Annotated in this window: 15 protein-coding genes; 9 read left to right on the top strand and 6 right to left on the bottom strand. The window is 69.0% G+C overall.

Annotated features, from left to right (window positions below; translation table 11 throughout):
- The first annotated feature begins 42 nt into the window (after window positions 1–42).
- The 3 genes from AC5L36_RS22910 to AC5L36_RS22900 all read left to right on the top strand — a co-directional run bounded on the left by AC5L36_RS22910 (window position 43) and on the right by AC5L36_RS22900 (window position 3,371).
- Complete coding sequence (locus AC5L36_RS22910; RefSeq protein WP_441219331.1) at window positions 43–1,026, top strand: zinc-binding dehydrogenase; 984 nt, start codon at window positions 43–45, stop codon at window positions 1,024–1,026.
- Window positions 1,027–1,174: 148 nt separating this feature from the next.
- Window positions 1,175–2,788 (top strand): peroxidase family protein, encoded by a 1,614-nt coding sequence (locus tag AC5L36_RS22905; RefSeq protein ID WP_441219329.1) that lies wholly within the window; start codon window positions 1,175–1,177, stop codon window positions 2,786–2,788.
- Window positions 2,789–2,951: 163 nt separating this feature from the next.
- Window positions 2,952–3,371 carry a hypothetical protein gene (locus AC5L36_RS22900; protein ID WP_441219327.1) on the top strand — a complete coding sequence of 140 codons (420 nt, stop codon included), beginning with the start codon at window positions 2,952–2,954 and terminating at the stop codon, window positions 3,369–3,371.
- A 93-nt stretch (window positions 3,372–3,464) separates the two neighbouring features.
- On the opposite strand, the gene AC5L36_RS22895 is transcribed toward AC5L36_RS22900, so the two are convergent.
- Window positions 3,465–3,758: a hypothetical protein gene (locus AC5L36_RS22895; protein ID WP_441219325.1), complete on the bottom strand. Its 294-nt coding sequence runs from the start codon at window positions 3,756–3,758 to the stop codon at window positions 3,465–3,467.
- The gene (locus tag AC5L36_RS22890; protein ID WP_441219323.1) at window positions 3,721–5,967 is read right to left on the bottom strand and encodes an EAL domain-containing protein; all 2,247 of its coding nucleotides are present in this window, start codon (window positions 5,965–5,967) and stop codon (window positions 3,721–3,723) included. The genes AC5L36_RS22895 and AC5L36_RS22890 overlap by 38 nt, the downstream gene beginning before the upstream one ends.
- Before the next feature lie 197 nt (window positions 5,968–6,164).
- Between AC5L36_RS22890 and AC5L36_RS22885 the strand changes: the two genes are divergently transcribed.
- The 3 genes from AC5L36_RS22885 to AC5L36_RS22875 all read left to right on the top strand — a co-directional run bounded on the left by AC5L36_RS22885 (window position 6,165) and on the right by AC5L36_RS22875 (window position 12,177).
- Window positions 6,165–6,629, top strand: coding sequence for a hypothetical protein (locus tag AC5L36_RS22885; protein ID WP_441219321.1), 465 nt, complete (start codon window positions 6,165–6,167; stop codon window positions 6,627–6,629).
- Window positions 6,630–6,633: 4 nt separating this feature from the next.
- Complete coding sequence (locus tag AC5L36_RS22880) at window positions 6,634–9,348, top strand: hypothetical protein (protein WP_441219320.1); 2,715 nt, start codon at window positions 6,634–6,636, stop codon at window positions 9,346–9,348.
- 1,026 nt (window positions 9,349–10,374) lie between these two features.
- Entirely contained in the window at window positions 10,375–12,177 is a 1,803-nt protein-coding gene (locus tag AC5L36_RS22875) for a carboxypeptidase regulatory-like domain-containing protein (RefSeq protein WP_494908850.1), read from the top strand.
- 134 nt (window positions 12,178–12,311) lie between these two features.
- Here AC5L36_RS22875 and AC5L36_RS22870 read toward each other — a convergent pair whose 3' ends face one another.
- Window positions 12,312–13,427, bottom strand: coding sequence for a hypothetical protein (locus tag AC5L36_RS22870; RefSeq protein ID WP_441219316.1), 1,116 nt, complete (start codon window positions 13,425–13,427; stop codon window positions 12,312–12,314).
- A gap of 82 nt (window positions 13,428–13,509) precedes the next feature.
- Here AC5L36_RS22870 and AC5L36_RS22865 point away from each other — a divergent pair, with 82 nt between their 5' ends.
- Entirely contained in the window at window positions 13,510–15,285 is a 1,776-nt protein-coding gene (locus tag AC5L36_RS22865) for a gamma-glutamyltransferase family protein (protein ID WP_441219314.1), read from the top strand.
- 150 nt (window positions 15,286–15,435) lie between these two features.
- Here the strand turns inward: AC5L36_RS22865 and merT are convergent, their stop codons facing one another.
- The 3 genes from merT to AC5L36_RS22850 are packed head-to-tail and all read right to left on the bottom strand — an operon-like array spanning window position 15,436 to window position 16,516.
- Complete coding sequence (merT, locus tag AC5L36_RS22860; RefSeq protein ID WP_441219312.1) at window positions 15,436–15,759, bottom strand: mercuric ion transporter MerT; 324 nt, start codon at window positions 15,757–15,759, stop codon at window positions 15,436–15,438.
- Window positions 15,756–16,181, bottom strand: coding sequence for a MerR family transcriptional regulator (locus AC5L36_RS22855; RefSeq protein WP_441219310.1), 426 nt, complete (start codon window positions 16,179–16,181; stop codon window positions 15,756–15,758). The genes merT and AC5L36_RS22855 overlap by 4 nt, the downstream gene beginning before the upstream one ends.
- Complete coding sequence (locus tag AC5L36_RS22850) at window positions 16,181–16,516, bottom strand: hypothetical protein (protein WP_441219308.1); 336 nt, start codon at window positions 16,514–16,516, stop codon at window positions 16,181–16,183. The genes AC5L36_RS22855 and AC5L36_RS22850 overlap by 1 nt, the downstream gene beginning before the upstream one ends.
- 183 nt (window positions 16,517–16,699) lie before the next feature.
- On the opposite strand from AC5L36_RS22850, the gene AC5L36_RS22845 reads away from it, so the two are divergent.
- Entirely contained in the window at window positions 16,700–17,017 is a 318-nt protein-coding gene (locus tag AC5L36_RS22845; protein WP_441219731.1) for an ArsR/SmtB family transcription factor, read from the top strand.
- Window positions 17,014–17,730 carry a cation diffusion facilitator family transporter gene (locus AC5L36_RS22840; protein WP_441219306.1) on the top strand — a complete coding sequence of 239 codons (717 nt, stop codon included), beginning with the start codon at window positions 17,014–17,016 and terminating at the stop codon, window positions 17,728–17,730. Before AC5L36_RS22845 ends, AC5L36_RS22840 begins: the two co-directional genes overlap by 4 nt.
- Window positions 17,731–17,899 lie beyond the last annotated feature (169 nt).

The following is a 17,899-nucleotide window of genomic DNA, read 5'->3' as shown; positions in this document are numbered from 1 at the left end:
AACGGTGGGCCGCCGCGCCGGTGCCTGACGACAGTTCGACGCATGGATACGACGATGCGAGCGGCCGTGTGCGTGCGGCCGGGCGGCCCCGATGTCCTGGAGGTTCGTGAGCTGCCGGTGCCGGGGGTGCGGCAGGGCTGGAGCCTGGTCCGGGTGATGGGCGCCGGCCTCAACCGTTCGGAGCTGCGTACCCGTCAAGGGCATTCGCCGAGCGTGCGGTTCCCGCGTGTGCTCGGGATCGAATGCGTGGGTGTCGTGGCGACCTCGACCGATCCTTCGCTGCCGGAGGGCACGACCGTCGCGGCGGTGATGGGAGAGATGGGCCGGGCGTTCGACGGTGGTTACGCCGAATACGTGCTGCTGCCGAACCCGCTGCTGATGCCGGTGACCACCACGCTGCCCTGGGAGGTGCTGGCCGCGCTGCCGGAGACCTACCTGACCGCGCAGGGCGCCCTCGACGCGCTGGACCTCCGGCCGGGCGGGCGGTTGCTGATCCGTGGCGGTACGTCGTCGGTGGGCATGGCCGCCGCGTCGATCGCGCACGGCCACGGCGTCGAGGTCGCGGCCACGACCCGCCGGCTGGAGAAGGCCGGCGGGCTGACCGCGGCCGGCGTCGACCACGTGCTCCTCGACGAGGGCGGCCCGTTGCACACACCGTGGTCGGAGGGCCCGAGCCACGTCCTGGACCTCGTCGGGGCGAGCACAGCCGTCAGTTCGCTGCGCCTGGTCCGGCGGGGCGGGACCGTCTGCGTGGCCGGTTCCCTCAGCGGATGGCTGATCCGGGACTTCGAGCCGATCGCGATGATTCCCTCCGGTACCCGGCTCACGGCCTTCCACAGCGACGACGTCAAGGGCGGCGCGGGCACGGCCACGCTGGAGCGGGTCGTCCGCAACGTCGAGGCCGGCGTATACCGGCCGAATATCGACCGGGTCTTCGGCCTGGACGGCATCGCCGCCGCACATCGGTACATGGAGGACAACCTGGCCGCGGGCAAGGTGGTCATGCTGCCCGGCGGCGCGTCGTGAGCGCTGACCGCGTGGCGTCCGGCGGGGATTCCCTTAGGGACCTGTCGGCCGGGTCGGCGGGGGTGAACACTGCCCGGCAGCGCCCAGCGTATGCGCGCTCTCCGACCGGGAGCCGGTGCCTGGGCGCCGGACCGGGAGGTAGACACCCATGCCAAGATCCGACCAACAGACGATCGGCCGCCGCCGCCTGCTGCGCGGGCTCGGCGCCACCGTCGCCGGCACCGCCGGAACCCTCGCGCTGACCCGAGCCGAGGCGCTGGCCGGCGTCGACACAAGCCCTGGCCTCGAGCCGCTCGCCGAGACCGTCGAAGGCCCGGCGGTGCTGGCGGCGCCCGACCCCCGCTTCAGCCGGATGTTCCAGCTTCCGGCGTTCGCCAACCCCGGCTCGGCGGCCGTCCGTGAGGCGATGCTGGAGCTGGGCCGGGCCGGCGGCCTGATGGACGCCAAGGACCCGCTGCACGAAGGACCGATCCGGCTGATCACCAACCCCGAGCTCAGCCCCGACAACCGCGACCAGGACCTGCGCGACATGACCGCCGGCACGACGTTCGTCGGCCAGTTCCTCGACCACGACGTCACGTTCGACACGGTCTCGCGGCTGGGGGTGGCGACCGAGCCGACCCAGACGCGCAACACCCGCGACGCGCGGATCGACCTCGACTCCGTGTACGGCGGCGGGCCCACGGCCAGCCCCCAGCTCTACAGCTCGTCCGACGCCGCGAAGTTTCGGGTGGAGAGCGGTGGCCTCTTCGAGGACCTGCCCCGCATGAGTGACCGCACGGCGATCATCGGAGACCCCCGCAACGACGAGAACCTCATCATCAGCGGCCTGCACGCCGCCTTCCTGCTGGCGCACAACCGCACCGTGGACTTCCGGCGCGCCAACAACCTGCCGGGCGACGTGTGGTTCTACGCCCGCCGGACGATGATCCACCATTGGCAGTGGATCGTCGTGCACGAGTTCCTGCCGCAGATCGTCGGCCAGCCGCTGGTCGACGACATCTTCCGCAACGGCCTGCGCTGGTACCGCTTCGGGAATCCCACCATCCCGGTGGAGTTCCAGACCGGCGTGTACCGCTTCGGGCACAGCCTGGTGCGGCCGTCGTACCGCGCCAACCTGGCCGGAGACCGGGACGCCACCGGCGCGCCGGCACCGTTCTTCGGGTTCATCTTCGACCGGGCCGGGGCTGGGCAGCCTGACCCTGTCGACCTGCGCGGCCGGGCGCGGGCCCGCCGGCGGTTCGTCGGCTGGCAGACGTTCTTCGACTTCGGCGGCGACCAGACCCAGCACGTACGGCCGAACAAGCGCATCGACACCAACATCTCCACGCCGCTGTTCGACCTGCCGCTCCAGGCCATCGCCAGCGGCGACCCGCCGACCGCGCTCCCCCAGCGCAACCTGCTGCGCCACCTCACGTGGTCGCTGCCGTCCGGCCAACGCATCGCGGCGGCGACCGGCTCGCCGGTGCTCGCGTCCAGCAACTTCCCGGAACTCCGTGCGTTCGGCCTCGGCCTGGAGTCCAGCACGCCCCTCTGGTACTACGTGCTGCGCGAAGCCGCCGTGGTGCACAACGGGGTGCGGCTGGGACCGGTCGGCGGCCGCATCGTCGCCGAGACCATCCTGGGCCTGCTCGCCCGCGACGAGTTCTCGTACCTCAACACCGGGTTCCGCCCGTCGCTGCCGAGTAGTACGGCGGGCAGGTTCACGATGACCGACCTGCTGCGGTGGGCGCGCGTCGACCCCGCGAGCCGCCGCCAGTAGCGACCCGTCGAGTCCTGGCCGCCGGCGGGCGGCCAGGACACCACCGCATCCCTCCGATTCGACGTCGCACCCGAAGCGGCGGTGAAACAGCTTTGAAGTTGTTCGATCGTACGATCGTTTCCTAGATCGATGCGCCGCATCGCGCTGATCGGAGAGGCGAAATATGACGTATCTGAAAAGGTTGCTGCTGCTTGCCTTGCCAGTAGTCGCCGTCGTGTCGATGGGCACACCGGCGATCGCTTTGCCGGCGTCGATGAGCTACATCTACAACAAGCCCGAAAACCGTATCGGGATCGGAGTAATCTACTCCTGGCCCACCACTGCCAACTACGACGCCATCCTGCCCGCCGGCCAGCGGACCGACGGTCCCGTGCTCGACTGGCAGGGTGCCGGCGGCTTCTACATCGGCGCTGGATACTGCGCCGATCCCTACTACTTCAGCACCAGAGATGGCGGCTGGAGGTGGTACGGGTGGCCAGGACAGGCGGTAACGGTTCGCGGGCCCCAAAAGTACCCGACGAAAACCGTCATCGCCGGCGAGTCCACCGCGCGAAACGAGATCCGAGACCTTCGCCCGTGCTGATTCCGAACCGGATCGATTGATCAATTGCCTCACCCGGCCTGGGGTGAGGCAATTGACGCGTCGGGCACTCGCCCGGCCGCGGCCTACGCCGTATCAGTTCGTTTCCTCGTCGAGCAGCGGGGCGAGCCGCCGGAGGAGCTCCTGCGTACTGATATTGGGCGGCAGATCGATCGTGAGATCGATCCCGTCGCCCTTGACCGTGAGGGTTCGCGACGAGGGGGCTTGTTTCAGCCGCCAGCGGCGGATCGCGGCGGCGAGCTGCGGCGCATACTGCTTCAGCGCGACAAGCGTGACGATGCTCGCGGTGACGTTGACGCCCTCCTCGATGGCCAGGACGACTCCTTGGACGTCACGCAGACCTTCGTACGGGATGCCGGCGTCCCGCACTATCTCCTCGGGCAAAGCCAGTCTGACGCTTCTCATCATCACCTCGGACTCGGGCGGCGATGTCCTCACGGACGTCGTCCCTCAACTGCCGCAGCGTCGGCGCCGCGGGTTCCTGCGTTATGTAGCCCTGCACGTGCCGGATAGGGACGTCGTAAATCTGCCGGAGCGTGACCGGGGACTCGTTGTCGACGCCTTCGACGATGACCACTCGTGAGGCGTTCGCTTCGCCTCGGTCGCGCGAGTGCCGCGCGATCCGCTCGACGAACTGGAGCTCCGTGAGCGCGGTGGGATGGTGCAGGACCGCACGATCGACCTTGATCTGCGTCAGTGGCAGCTCGGCCATCCGGGAGAGCGACGCGTTGTCCGAGCCGAAGTCGTCGACGGCGAAAGAGATCTTCAGGTCGCGGCCGATCCGCACCAACCGTTTGTGGAAGTAGGCGTGTGGCTCGTCCGGCCACTGCTCGTCCGTACGCGGCTTGATCGGATCCTGCTCCGAGATCTCCAGCGTGACGCCCTCCGGGTTTAGCTCGGCCGCCTCGAGCGCGTGCTTGAGGGACTCCACGTACGAGTCGCTGAGCAGGGAGCGGACGGCGACGTTCACCGATACCGGCTTCGGTATGTCCCAGGGACAGTCGCGGTGTGCGTGGGCGTCGGCGTAGGCGGAGAGCGTCTTCGCCACGATGATCTGGTCTCGCTCGACGACCATGCGGTCGCCCCAGGCACGCGCCGTCTGCAACAGAGCGACCGGCGCACTCAGATCGGTCGGCGAGCGACGGGCGAGGGCTTCGTAGCTGTGCACGCCGACATGTCGGGCGATCTTCTCGAGCGTGATGATCGGCTGGAAGACGATGGTCAGAGATTCAAGCGCCTTCCTATGGAGTTGGCGGTATCGCTCGTAGAGGGGTCCGGGCAGGCGACCGAACGCCTTGCGGAGATCGGTCAGCACGTGGATCTCCGCCTCGTCGGGAGATGCCGCCATGTCCGTACGCCAGACGCTCTGGAGGACCTTTGCGAGCGGCTCACCCATTTTCACAAGCTCTGTCGACGGGTTCATCACCGCGAGGAGGAGGATGGTGTCCCCGTTGCGTTTCAGCGGAACCGTCAGCAGGGACCGCCGCTCGTCTTCGGCGTGATGCCCGGTCCAGAGCGGGTCCAGCGCGTTTCCAGCCCGGAGCAGATCCTGGACGTACTCCACGTCGAACCCAAGTGTTGCGTCGATTGCCTTGAATCCTGATGCCGAGTATTCGACAACCGCCACGGAATCGGCGTCCAGCGCTGATTTCAGGTACTCGACGCGCGGACGCGAATCACGGGCGCCGTACGAAAGCCGGTCGATCAGTCGGCGAAAAGCGGGAACGAATCCGTCGAGCGGGTTCGTCAGCGGTGTTGTCGTGATGTAGTCCGCAGGCGGCGGTGCGACATGGCGGCCCGTCTTCGACGGATCCGGTCGGGTCAAGACCGTGCCGCGTCCCCATGTCTGGGTGAAGAAGCCCGTGTCCGGGCTGATTTCCTGGCTCGTGACATAGGTGCCGAGGCTCTGGAACGTGACATGGCCGTTAGCGTCGGCCGCCTCGCCACGCAAGGCCTGAAGCGCGTGATACGTCAGAACACCGTGGCCCAGCGACGGATCCTCGCGGGCGAACTCATCGGCGGCGCTGGCCATCAAAGCGGTGTAGCGTGCCCTCTCCCGGCCACCCACGCTGATCATGTCGACGTCGCGGCCGGGCGCGCTGAACAGCGTCCCGGCGCGGCAGCAATCGAGGATCAGCAGTGCGTTTCCGGGAAAGGCCTCGAGGATGTCGCGCTTCAGAAAGGTCATCCGGAGCCCCGCGTCAGGATCGCGCGCGAGGGCCGACTGATTGAGCTCCGGCGTCACCAGGTAGGTGTCGGTAGCCCGGCTCCACGCGGGCGTCAACGAATGACCAGCGAAGTAGAAGACGAGCACATCGGATGTGCTCGACTCGCTCATGATCTCCATCAGGGCGCGCTTGATCCGCTCCGCGGTCGTGTCCGGTCCGACGAATAGTCGGACATCGCGCGGATCGAAGGTGCCCGTGCGCGGATCGCAGAGGGTTTTGTAGATGGCCTTGGCGTCGTCCTCGGCGTGATGCAGTCTGGGCAGGGCAGCCGACTTGCCGTTATTGTCCGCATCGCCCGCACTACCGGGGCCGTCCACACCGATAATTACCGCGAGGCGCTGATCTGTCACCGAACGTCTCCGAGCTAGTGCCCTCCGGATGCGGAGCGCTTTCCAATGCGGTGTTTGGTGATAGTAGCGAAACGCCGCCACCGGTCACGTTGATCAATGACGATTCGGGTCAACTGTCGTGATCAAGACCCGCGCTCCACGCACCCTCGATGCGAGACTAGGCACAGCGACCCACCAACGACCTCAGTGGAGCGACAATGGTCGAATTGACCGCATTGGCGTCGACCGCGGCGACGACGGTCGTTGCCGCGATGGCCACCACCGCCTGGGAGGCCGCCCGTGCGGGGGTGGCCCGCCTACTCGGACGGGGCAGCCCGCCGAAGACGGAGGCGGTCGAAGCGCAGCTCGATGACGAAGCGGATTTGGTGAGCGGCGCGGGAGCGGGCGAGGTCGCGCAAGTCCGCGCCGAGTTGGTGCCGGTGTGGCGGCGCAAGATCGAGCGGCTGCTGGCCGACGACGCGAACGCGGCTGTGGAGCTCAACGCGCTCGTCGACGAGATCCAGCGGGCGCTTCCAGCCGAGCAGCGGCAATGGGCCGACACCGTTGTCCAAAACAACATCGCGGTCGGGCCCGGATCGATGGCGGCCGGCATCATCGGCAGCGGCAGCATCATCCATCACGGCGCCCACGCTGGCGACCCGCCCGCTCGCCCACCGGCCTGAGTCCGTGGTCGGCGACCCTTCCGGCGGCGAGCGCCAACCGGGGTACATCGAACAAAACGTCTCCGCGGTCGCCGGTAACGCGTACGGCATCGTCGGCGACGCGGATATCCACGTCTTCGGTGACGGCCTGCCGGTGTATCTACTCACCCTCTACCGGTCCGCGCCGGCAACCGACGCGCGGTGGCTTCGCCAGTTGCCCAGCCGGATGCTCAACGCCCGTCACGAGGTCGTCGAGTTCACCGGCCGCTCGGCGGAGCTCGACGACCTCAAGCGGTGGGCGGTGCAAGACCACAGGTTGGCGGCGCGCTGGCTGCACGGCCCGGGAGGCCAGGGCAAGACCCGACTCGCGGCGGCGTTCGCCGAGGATCGCATCGCGGCCGGGTGGAAGGTCGTGGTTGCCACACATGGCCCTGGCACGGTGCTGGCGGGAGTGCCCCCGCAGCAGGATCTCAGGCTCGACGGCCACGCCGGCGTGCTGCTGATCGTCGACTACGCGGACCGCTGGCCGCTGTCGCATCTCACCTGGTTGATGAGCAACAAGCTCCTCCACCACGAGTTGCCGACGAGGATCCTGCTGCTTGCCCGCAGCGACAGCGTCTGGCCAAGAGTGCGCTCCACACTGGCCAACCACCAGGCCGACACCTCGAGCCAGCTACTGCGGTCGCTCGGCGCCGAGGGCGACGACCGCCGATCCATGTTCGCGAGGGCCCGCGACGCCTTCGCCGCCCGCTACGACGTGGCCGACCCCCAAGGCATCGGCCCACCAGGGTCGCTCGACGACCCAGACATGGGCCTCACCCTCGCGTTGCACATAGCCGCGCTCGTCGCGGTCGACGCACACGTCGAGGGCCGCAGACCGCCGGCCGACATGGCCGGGGCGACCGTGTACCTGCTCGACCGCGAGCAGTTGCATTGGGCGCTGTTGGCGGGCGACGGCACGCACGAGCTCGGCGGAGCGGGCGAGCGCCTGGCTACGCCACCTGAGGTGATGAACCAGGCCGTCTTCGTGGCAGCTCTCACCGGCATGCAGACGCAAGACGCTGCGGCGGTCGCCCTAAACCGGCTCAGCCCGGCGATACCGCCCGAAGTCATACTCACCGACCACGCCCTGTGCTACCCACCGGCGGACGCCAACGCCGCGCTGGAGCCTCTCTATCCGGATCGGCTCGCCGAAGACTTCCTCGCACTGACCCTGCCGGGTCACCATGCCGACTACCCGCAACAGCCGTGGGCATCGTCGGCGGTGCCCACGCTGTTGCAGGGCGAAAACAGCTTGATCCCCAACTTGTCAGCCGCCGAGTGTTTTCCCGACGAAACCGATCTCTGGATCCCGCGGGCCATCAACTTCCTCGCCGCCGCCGCCGCGCGCTGGCCGCACGTCGGCACCGACCACCTCTATCCATTGCTGCGCCAGCGCCCGAGGCTGCTGGTCGCGGCCGGCGGAGCGGCGATGCACGCGTTGGCTCGCATAGACGACATCGACATGGACGTCTTCGAGTCCTTCGACAGGCACATGCCCCAAGTCCAGGTCATCGACATGGACGGCGGCGCCGCGGCCATCGCGGACAGGTTGACGGCGCACCGGCTTGCCACCACGTCCGATGGCCGGGCCCGCGCTGACATCTATCGCGGCTACGCCGACCGGTTGGAGCACGCCGGCCGCCGGGCAGAAGCCCTCGCCGCGACGGAGAAGTCGCTGGCCCTGCTCCGGGAGACGGCCACCAACCGCGAGATCGACCCGTACGATCTCGCCGGGGCGTTAACCGTCGCCAGCTACCGGCTTTCCCAGGCCGGGCGGCACGACGAGGCGATTGCCAACGCTCAGGAGGCCGTAGACCTGTGCCGGACTCTCGCCGCCAACGAGCGCCGACCATCGATTTTCACGAGGTACAACGAGCGACGCCGCAGCAAGATCCGCAGGGGAAAGTCATCGTTCACTCCCCAACCCGCCGATCCTCCCCCGCCCCTCGCGTTGGTGCTGAACAACCTCAGCCTGTGCTTACTGGCGGCCGGGCAGGTCGACGCGAGCCTGACCGCTGCCAAAGAAGCCGTCCGTCTCCTCCGCCGCATGAACGTCATGGGTCCGACGTGGGGCTTGCCGGAGCTCGGCTCGGCGTTGGTCACCCTCGGCAACAGCCTGTCTCAAGCCGGACGTGACAAGGATGCCCTCAAGGCGATTGAAGAGGCGGTGTCGATCCGCCGCGGGCTGGTACGCAGTGGACCGGCGATACACTACGCCGACCTCGCCATATCGCTCGGCAACCAGGCCCGAGCCCTCATGCGTCTCGGCCGCGGTGACGAGGGGATCGCGGTGGCGGCGGAAACAGCGGCCATCTATCGGGACCTGGCCGAAATAGACCCCGCCGCCTTCGGCGCCGACCTGGCCGCCGCGCTCTGCTATCTCGGGATCTGCTTCGCCCAAACCCAACGTCACGCCGAAGCCGCCGACACGGCAGAAGAGGCGATCACGGTAGCTCGCCGGCTCGCCCGCCTCGACCCGAGCATCGATCCCACGGCGGCGCAGGCATTGGCCCCGACCGACCTGACCTCCCTTCACACGGCGCATCACCGTCACATCGAGACGATCGCGACAGCCGAAGAAGCCGTCAGCCGGTTTCGGCAGGCTGTCGCCCTGGACACCCAAGCCGACGCCGAGGACTTCATGCTTGCCCTCCACTATCTGTCTGAAGCTCTCCGGCAACTGGGCCGTGTCGACTAGAGATCTTTCGGGATCAGGGTGGCGCCGCGGTGGTGTGCCTCAAGCTTGAGTTTGCCCGGGTCCGTGTCAGCCGCGGACCGCCGCTCCCGCCGGAGTACGCGCGGGTCGGCGGCGAGCTGGCGCTCGCCGAGATCCCCGACCCGCGCTGCCAGGCCCGTGCCGCAAGCCCACCGGGGGCCGGACCTTGCCGGACGGGGTGCCCGCAGGGGTCGGTCCGCCGCTTGGTTACACGGCGTCACCGGCCTGAAAAGGCGCTTCCGGATCTAGAACGGTTAGGGCTGATATAGCGCCCTAAACGTTCTAGATCTCGAAGCTCGCGCCGCGGACGCCGTCTCGATGGCTAATGGCGGCAACGAAAGCCGCTCAACGCTATCGCCGCCGACTAGAGGAAAGGGACGCCGCGGTCTCGAAAGCTCGATGCCGTCGCGGCCCATGCCGCTGCCGCCGCGGACCCACCCTTCCGCCGCCGGTCACGCTCACCGCCAGGGACACACGGCTCCTTTGTCCACAATGTCCATTGCCGAAGCGACCGGCACCAGACCCGACAGAGGCGCCACCACCGCCAGTAACCGCCACAGCGGGCGTGAACCACGTCCGACCCCGACGCCGATGACGCCGCGTCCGGATGTCGTAGGTAGGGGCTTGCCCCGCGCAGCTGGCAGTGGACGGCCGGGGATTTCGGCTCGCCCCGCGAGCCGCCGGCCGGGAGCGGTGCCCGCGGGAGCATACGGTCTACCGCTGACACGGACCTGGGAAAAATTCTGCCTCGGATTTGACCGTGCATTGTGGACAGCTCGCGGACCCCTGAGCCTGAAAGGTCCCTAGTGGGGTGGCCAGCGTCGAAGCAAAGACCTGATCTTGGGCGTTCGGGGGCAGATGGGTCGGGTGGTCGTTTGCGCGACAGCAACTCGGCGGGAGATCTGACAGCATGCAGCCCGTCGACCGGATTTGTCGTGTCCGGTCTCCGCGACATCGCACACCTGAAACGGGGAAGGAGTGCCAATGACTCGTACGGTTTTGCGTGTCATGGCAACAATCACCACAGCTGTCACCGTGACGGCGCTCGCACAGGCGCCGGCGCACGCCGACGATCCGACAGTGATCACAGGCCATGTTTCTTCGAACACCACCGGCGGCACGGTCACCGACGGCTGCGTCACGGTGTTTCAGGCGGACACGCCGGTCGAGGTGGCGACGGACTGCCTCGACGAAAACGGGCAGTTCACGATCCCCGTCACTCCCGGAACGTACAAGGTACGCGTGCGGGCGACCGGCTTTCCGGAGCAGTGGCTCTTCCGGAGCAGCACCTTCGAGCGGGCGACCCGGTTGGAGGTGACCGAAAGCGGATCGTCGAACATCGTCATCCTGTTCGACGGCTTCGCCGACATCGCCGGCCGCATCGTCCGATCCGACGGCGCTCCCGTCGAGAACGCGTCGGTGACGGCGACCAGCGTCGCGAACGGTAGCCAGACGTCCGCCACCACCGATGCCGACGGCGCCTACGCGATCGTCGACCTGGCGCCGGGGCAGTACACGGTCTTCACCATCACGAACAACCTGGGCTCCCAGTGGGCCTTTGCCACGAAGGTGTTCGAAGACGCGACGGTCTTCGATCTCGTCGCCGGCGAGGTGCGGGTGGTCGACGACACCATGCTGCCGTTGAGCACCGTCGAGGTCGTCATGGTCGACGAGAAGAACGGCAAGCGCATCACGCGGGGTTGCGTTCGGGTCAGCGATCGGCCCGGCGGTGAGTCGTGCGAAAACGTCAACGGCGTCTTCACCGTCAGCGGTGTGCCGGCCGGTGACTACGAGGTCAGCGCGCAGCCCGAGGGCACGCACTGGCCAGCCACCGCGGCGCTGACCGTCGAGCCGGGCCGGACCCAGCGCATCACCATCGAGGTCGAGCGGGCGACCGCGTTCGTCACCACCGTCAAGGAGTCCGCGACCGGCAGGCCCGCCGCGGGTGTGTGCGTCCAGTTCGGCGAGCCGAACCTGAGCCCCGCGTTGTTCAGCAAGGGTTGCAGCACCGAAGATGGTCGACTCGTCATCGGTCCGCTCGACGGCACCGTGCGGACGCAACTCTTCGCCCTGCATCCGCAGGACCGGTACGGCGCTCAGTGGGTCGGTGCCCGGGGAGGGACCGGCGACCAGCGCAAGGCCGTTTTCTTCACCGCCGAGAACGACAAGGCCATCACGATTCCCGCGCTGCGCGTCGACCCGCCGGGCTCGATCACCGGCGTGGCCCGGGACAGCGTGACGGGCGCTCCGTTGGGAGGCGTGTGCGCGTTCCCCTTCGCGCTCTCGTCGACGATCGCACTCGACCGGCAGGTGGGGCCGCACTGCTCCAACTCGACGGGCACATACACCGTCAACGGGCTCGGGCCGTACGCGTGGCCGGTGTTGCACATCGCGGTATTCCGGCCACAGTACGCGTGGCTCTGGTCCGGCGGAGCGTCCGACCGCTTCGCCGCCAGGTACATCCCGGTGCGGCCCGGCCAGACCACCACAGCGGACATCCCGATGGTGCCGGGCGGCACGATCACCGGGCGCGCGTTGACGTCGACCGGCGAGACGGCGTTCGCCCACGGCATCATCGCCCGCAACGTGCGAACGGACGACCTCGCCGCATCACCGACGAGCAGCTCCGACTTCCAGACCGGCGGGTACGTCCTGCGCGGCCTGGCCACGCAGGACGTCACGATCGAGTACTTCGTGAGCGAACTGACCTGCTGGTACGACGCAAACCGCGACGAACGAAACGCCAACCCGGTCCACGCCCAATCGGGCGCCGCGACCACCGGCATCGACCTGGTCGACTGTTCCGGATAACCCGCGCACCGACGGCGTTCCTCCCACCGCGCGTCGGGGGAGGAACGCCGCGGTCCGCTTGCCACCGGTCAGCCGGACCCGGACGGCGCCGGGGTCGCGGCCGCTGTCGACGCATGCGATGTCGCTTGGCCGGGTCAGGCGCAGATGGCGACGGCGAACAAACTCCAGGCGTTCGGGGTTCCCGCGGTGCTCTCCCGGACGGTGGCCAGGACGTCGGTGTCGACTCTGAGCTGGGTGGCGCCCAGGTGCGCACCGGTTCGCTCGACTGTGGTCCAGTTGGTGGCGAAGCCCCCGCCGTGCACCGTGGTGCCCTGCGGGCAGGTGGTGCTTATCTGCTTGTCGCCGGTGCTATTTCTGGCCGTCTCGTCGCGGTTCCAGGTAAGACTTGGTACCTGATCGAAGCTGACGCAGATCGCTGTCGCGGTCACCTGGACGAAGCCCTCGAAGCCAGCGCCGACGGCCGTGCCGCTGCCATAGTCGCCGGCCTCTCCCGGCGGACCGAGGGTGTCGATCTTCGTAAGATGGATCTTCGACGTCGGGTCGGTGTCCGTGGCGGTGTCCAGCCCGCGCGCCTCGGCGCCCATGCCGATGGCGCCGGTCCGGCCAGGGCACCGCGCCACCGCGTTGACGATAACGGGCTCGCCGCGGGCAAGCACATCGGCGCGTACGACATCGGTGATGATCTGCAAACCCGGCAGGGACGCGGCCGGCGCACAGATCGCCTTCGCGGTAAACGACCAGTCGCCTGGAACTCCTTCTTCCGGTTCCGTCGCGGCGAATTCGACGCCGGTGTTGAACGGCCTGATGCGGTGGATGCGGACTTGTGTGCTACCGGTTATCGACATGTCCCCGCCCAAGCCACGGGCCCCCGTGGGGCAGTTGATGCGCAGGGTCTTGAGCGTGCTGGAGTCGCTGTTGCTGGACGCGGGGATGAATCGCAGTCCCTCGATCGCTGAAGCCGGCGAGGCGGCCGCGACCACGCCCGCCGCGGCGATCGCGTTGATGGCCACCAGTACCGTTACCAGCTTGCGCCAGCGGGTAGGCCGGCCTGACGAAGTCGGCATGTCCTGCTCCGTTCCTGAAGATCCGAGCCGTCGGTCGGCCCAGTCTTGTTGCCGGCCGTCACCGATCCTGCACAGAACCTGCATTCCCAGAGCTGGTGGATATGCGGCGCAGGTATCCGGGCCGGCCTTCGCGCGCAGCTGTCCGTCGACCAGCACAACCTGTGCCAAGGCGGCGTGGAAGGCCACGGGTCCGCTATCGTCGTTCTTGAATGGCCACACGAGCTGGGACAGGTGATCGATCTTGTCATCTCTCTACTTCGGAAGCTCGATGCGGCTCGTGTCGGCTCTTGCCGCGCTTTCCCTGGCGTCCCTGTCCGTCTCGGCGCCGGCGACGGCCGCTCCGCCGCTCGGCCCGACCGCGTCCGGATACGGCGGCGCGATTTCCACGGTCGACGCGACCGCGACCGCTGTGGGGCTCGAAGTGCTGCGCCGCGGCGGCAACGCGGTCGACGCCGCCATCGCCGCCGCGGCCACCCTCGGCGTTACCGAGCCGTTCTCGGCGGGCGTCGGCGGTGGCGGTTTCTTCGTCTACTACGACGCCAAGCGGCGTACGGTCTCGACCATCGACGGGCGCGAGACCGGCCCGGCGAGCATGACACCGACATACTTCATCGATCCCGCCGACGGCCGGCCGTACGACTTCGCCGAGGCCCGCGTCAGCGGCCTGTCCACGGGTGTGCCCGGCACGCTCGCCACCTGGCAGGCCGCAGCCCAACGGTGGGGCACCCGGCCGCTGGGCAGCCTGCTGCGGCCGGCCGCCGCGGTCGCCGACCAGGGCTTCCTGGTCGACGCGACCTTCCGCCAGCAGGTCGCCGACAACGCCACGGCGTTCGGGCAGTTCGACGCGACCACCGAGCTCTACCTGCCGGGCGGGGAGCCACCCGCGGTCGGCACCGTCCTGCGCAACCCCGACCTGGCAGACACCTACCGCCTGATCGCTCGCGAGGGAGCCGGCGTCTTCTACCGCGGCCCGATCGCCCGCGACATCGTGCGCACCGTGCGGCAACCACCGGTCTCCGCCACCCCGACCGACACCTGGCCGTACCCGATCCGGCCGGGCCGGCTCACCCTCGAGGACCTGGCCGGGTACCGCGTGAACTTCCCCGCACCGACGAGGTCCGGCTTCCGCGACCTGACGGTCTACGGCATGTCCACGCCGTCCAGCGGCGGCACGGCGGTCGGCGAGGCGCTGAACATCATCGAGCGGGCAGGGCTGTCGCGAGAGGACGTCACCCAGGCGCTGCACTGGTACCTCGAAGCCACGGCGCTGGCCTTCGCCGACCGCAACCGGTACGTGGGAGCCGACACGCCGCGGCCCGTGCTCCGCAGGCTGATCTCCGACTCGTGGGCCGCGCAGCGGGCCTGCCAGATCTCCCCGGCGCGGGCGCTGGTCAAGCCGGTGCCGCCGGGCGACATCGACGCGACCGGCTGCACCCCGTCGACGGTCGGCGGCCACAGCGACCAAGGCAAGAGCACCACCAACCTGACGGTGGCCGACCGGTGGGGCAACGTCGTCGAGTACACGCTGACCATCGAGCAGACCGGCGGCAACGCGATGGTCGTCCCCGGCCGCGGCTTCCTGCTCAACAACGAGCTGACCGACTTCAACTTCACCGGAACGCAAGGCGCGGCGCCCGACCCCAACCTTCCCGGCCCAGGCAAGCGGCCACGCAGCTCGATGTCGCCGACGATCGTGCTCAAGCACGGCAAGCCGTTCCTCGCCCTCGGCTCGCCAGGCGGCGCCACGATCATCACCACCGTGCTCCAGGTGCTGCTCAACCGCGTGGTCCTCGGCATGTCGCTGCCCGAGGCGATGTCGGCGCCGCGCGCCTCCCAGCGCAACTCCGCGGGCGTCCAGGCCGAGCCCGCCTTCCGGACCACGTACGGCCCGTCGCTCACACCGCTGGGCCACACGTTCGCCCCCGACGTCGCCGAACTCGGCGCGGCCACCGCGATCGAGTTCACCCCACACGGCCGTCTCATCGCTTCAGCCGAACCCACCCGCCGCGGCGGCGGAGCAGCCGCCGTGGTCCGCCCCCGCTGACCCGCGGTACGGGCTCCGTGTACAGATCTTGTGATGTCTACGCCGCCCGAACCACCAAACTCGTGCCGCACCGGCCACGCGCGTTGCCCTGAACAGGCCGATGGGACCGGATGATCGTCATGGCGGTATGCCCGCACGCGGGTGCCCGGGTCAGCAGTCGCAGCTGCCGTCGGCGCAGCCGCCGCGCGCCGCGGCGGCGGCTCGTGCACCGCGGCGGCGGTGCAGCCACCACATGCCCAGTGCGGCGGTACCCAAGACGGCCGCTACCGCGACCAGCATGTTCCGCGCGAGCGCGGCCCCGGCGCCGGTCAGCACCCCGGCGGCGACGAGCACGGGCAGCGCGCAGCACGCCGCGCAGGCCAGGGCGGCCAAGGCACCTGTGACCTTGCTACGGGTCGGCGGCGCGTTGTCCACCGTCAACGGCGGGGCGTGCCGGCGGACGACGTCGACGGGCTGGGCGGTGGGTCGGCTCACGAGCTGGCTCCCTTGAGGTGGCTGATGTCGACGAACGGGATCGGGCAGTCGGCGCAGGTGCAGTTGGTAAGGCTGTCGCAGCGGGCGGCGACGACCCGGGCCAGCGTGTCGCGCATGGCGGTCAGGTCGGCGATCTTCGCGTCGATCTCGGTAAGCTTCCGCGTCGCGCGCTGCCGCAGATCCGGGGTCGGATGCCGCCGGCGGCTGGTCTCCAGCAGCTCGGCGACCTCGTCAAGGGTGAAGCCGAGACGCTGCGCGGTCTTGATCACCGCCAGCAGTGCCACCGTGTCGTCCGGGTACACGCGGTGGCCGCCGGCGGTCCGGGCCGGTGCGGCCAGCAGGCCTCGGCGTTCGTAGTACCGCAGCGTCTGGATGTTGACGCCGGCCTGCTCGGCGACCTCCCCGGTGCGCAGGCCTGCCATCAGGAGGCCTTCGCCGCGGCGCGCTGGCCCAGCGATTCGAGCACACCGGTGTATCGCGCCGGTACGGCTATGTCCAGCCGCAACGCCTCACCCACATCGGCGGGCTCCGGCGTGACGGTGAACGTGAAGAACGAGCAGCACTGTGCCTCCCGCGCGGTCAGATCCCGCACCGCCTTCACCAGTCCCGCCGGTCCGCTCAGCCACATCCGGACGTGCTCGGCCGTGACCGGCTCGACCCGCCGCACCGCGGTCACGAACAGCTCGTCGAACGCCGCCAGCCGAAGCGGCCGCCCGGCCGCCGGCAGCGTGCACGCATCCGGCACCTGAAATGACATGACCCACCCCTGAACCCGCTGGTCAGCGCCCGGCGCGGCGCCGTCCCATCGACGATAAGCCTGTACCTGGGTACCGGATGCAACCCTCCGATCACCTCGAGACCGATCATCGTGTAGACCGGCTATCATCACGCCGTGGCGATGAATAGTGGAGAGTGCGTGACCGCGAACATCGCGGCGGGGATGACGCCGGCCGTGGCTCTGTTCCGATCGCTGGCGGACGAGACCCGGCTGCGGATCGTGCAACGCCTGTCCCGGGGGGAGGCGCGCGTGGTCGATCTGACCGGTGAGCTGGGCATGGCCCAGTCGACGGTGTCCAAGCACCTGGCGTGCCTTCGCGACTGCGGCCTGGTCGACTACCGGGCCGAGGGCCGACAGTCGTTCTACGCGCTAACCCGCCCCGAGCTGATGGACCTCCTCCAGGCGGCCGAGGCCGTGCTCACCGCCACCGGTTCGGCGGTCGCGCTTTGCCCCACCTACGGCGAGGCGGTGGCCGGATGAGCGCCACCGCCCCCACCACCGTCCTGACCGCTCGGCGGCGCGGCCAGCTCCACCGGCGCAGCTTGCACCTGGCCTACGCCACCGCCGGCTACAACATGCTCGAAGGCATCGTGGCGATCGCGGCCGGCGCCGCCGCCTCCTCGACCGCACTGATCGGATTCGGCCTGGACTCCTTCATCGAGGTCTCCTCCGCGCTCGTGGTGATCTGGCAGTTCCGCTCACGGGTGCCCGAGGCCCGCGAACGCCTCGCCTTGCGGTTGATCGCGGTGTCGTTCTTCGCCCTCGCCGCCTGGATCGGCGTGGACGCGGTCCGATCCCTGCTCGGCCAAGGAGAGGCCGCACCCTCCACAGTGGGCATCGGCATCGCCGCCGTTTCCGTCGTCGTGATGCCGCTGCTCGTCTGGGCCAAACGGCGCACCGGCCGCGAACTCGGCTCGGCCACCGTCGTAGCGGACTCCACCCAGACGCTGCTGTGCACCTACCTGTCCGCGATCCTGCTCATCGGCCTCGGACTCAACGCGCTGCTCGGCTGGGCGTGGGCCGACCCCATCGCCGGCCTGGTCATCGCCGCCGTCGCCGTCCGGGAGGGCATCGAGGCATGGCGGGGCGAACAGTGCGACGACTGCGCCCTCCCCGCCGCGGCCCAGACAGAAGCGCCGGACCGTGGCTGCACGGACGCCTGCTGCACCAGCGACGAGGAAAGCCGCACGTGATTGCTCGACGCGACCTTACAACTGTGGTGGACCTGACTTGTCAGAATAAGAACCGCGTTTGCCCAGTTCAGGGGCCAGATGTAGCGGTCGCGCCGGTGCGACAACGGTCCACGTCCTGACATCCCGGGGTTAGGGATTCCACATTAGACCTCGTTTGTCGCGGTACCGC

The organism is Phytohabitans sp. LZ39, assembly GCF_059359075.1.
This window is presented reverse-complemented; position numbering and strand designations above follow the sequence as displayed.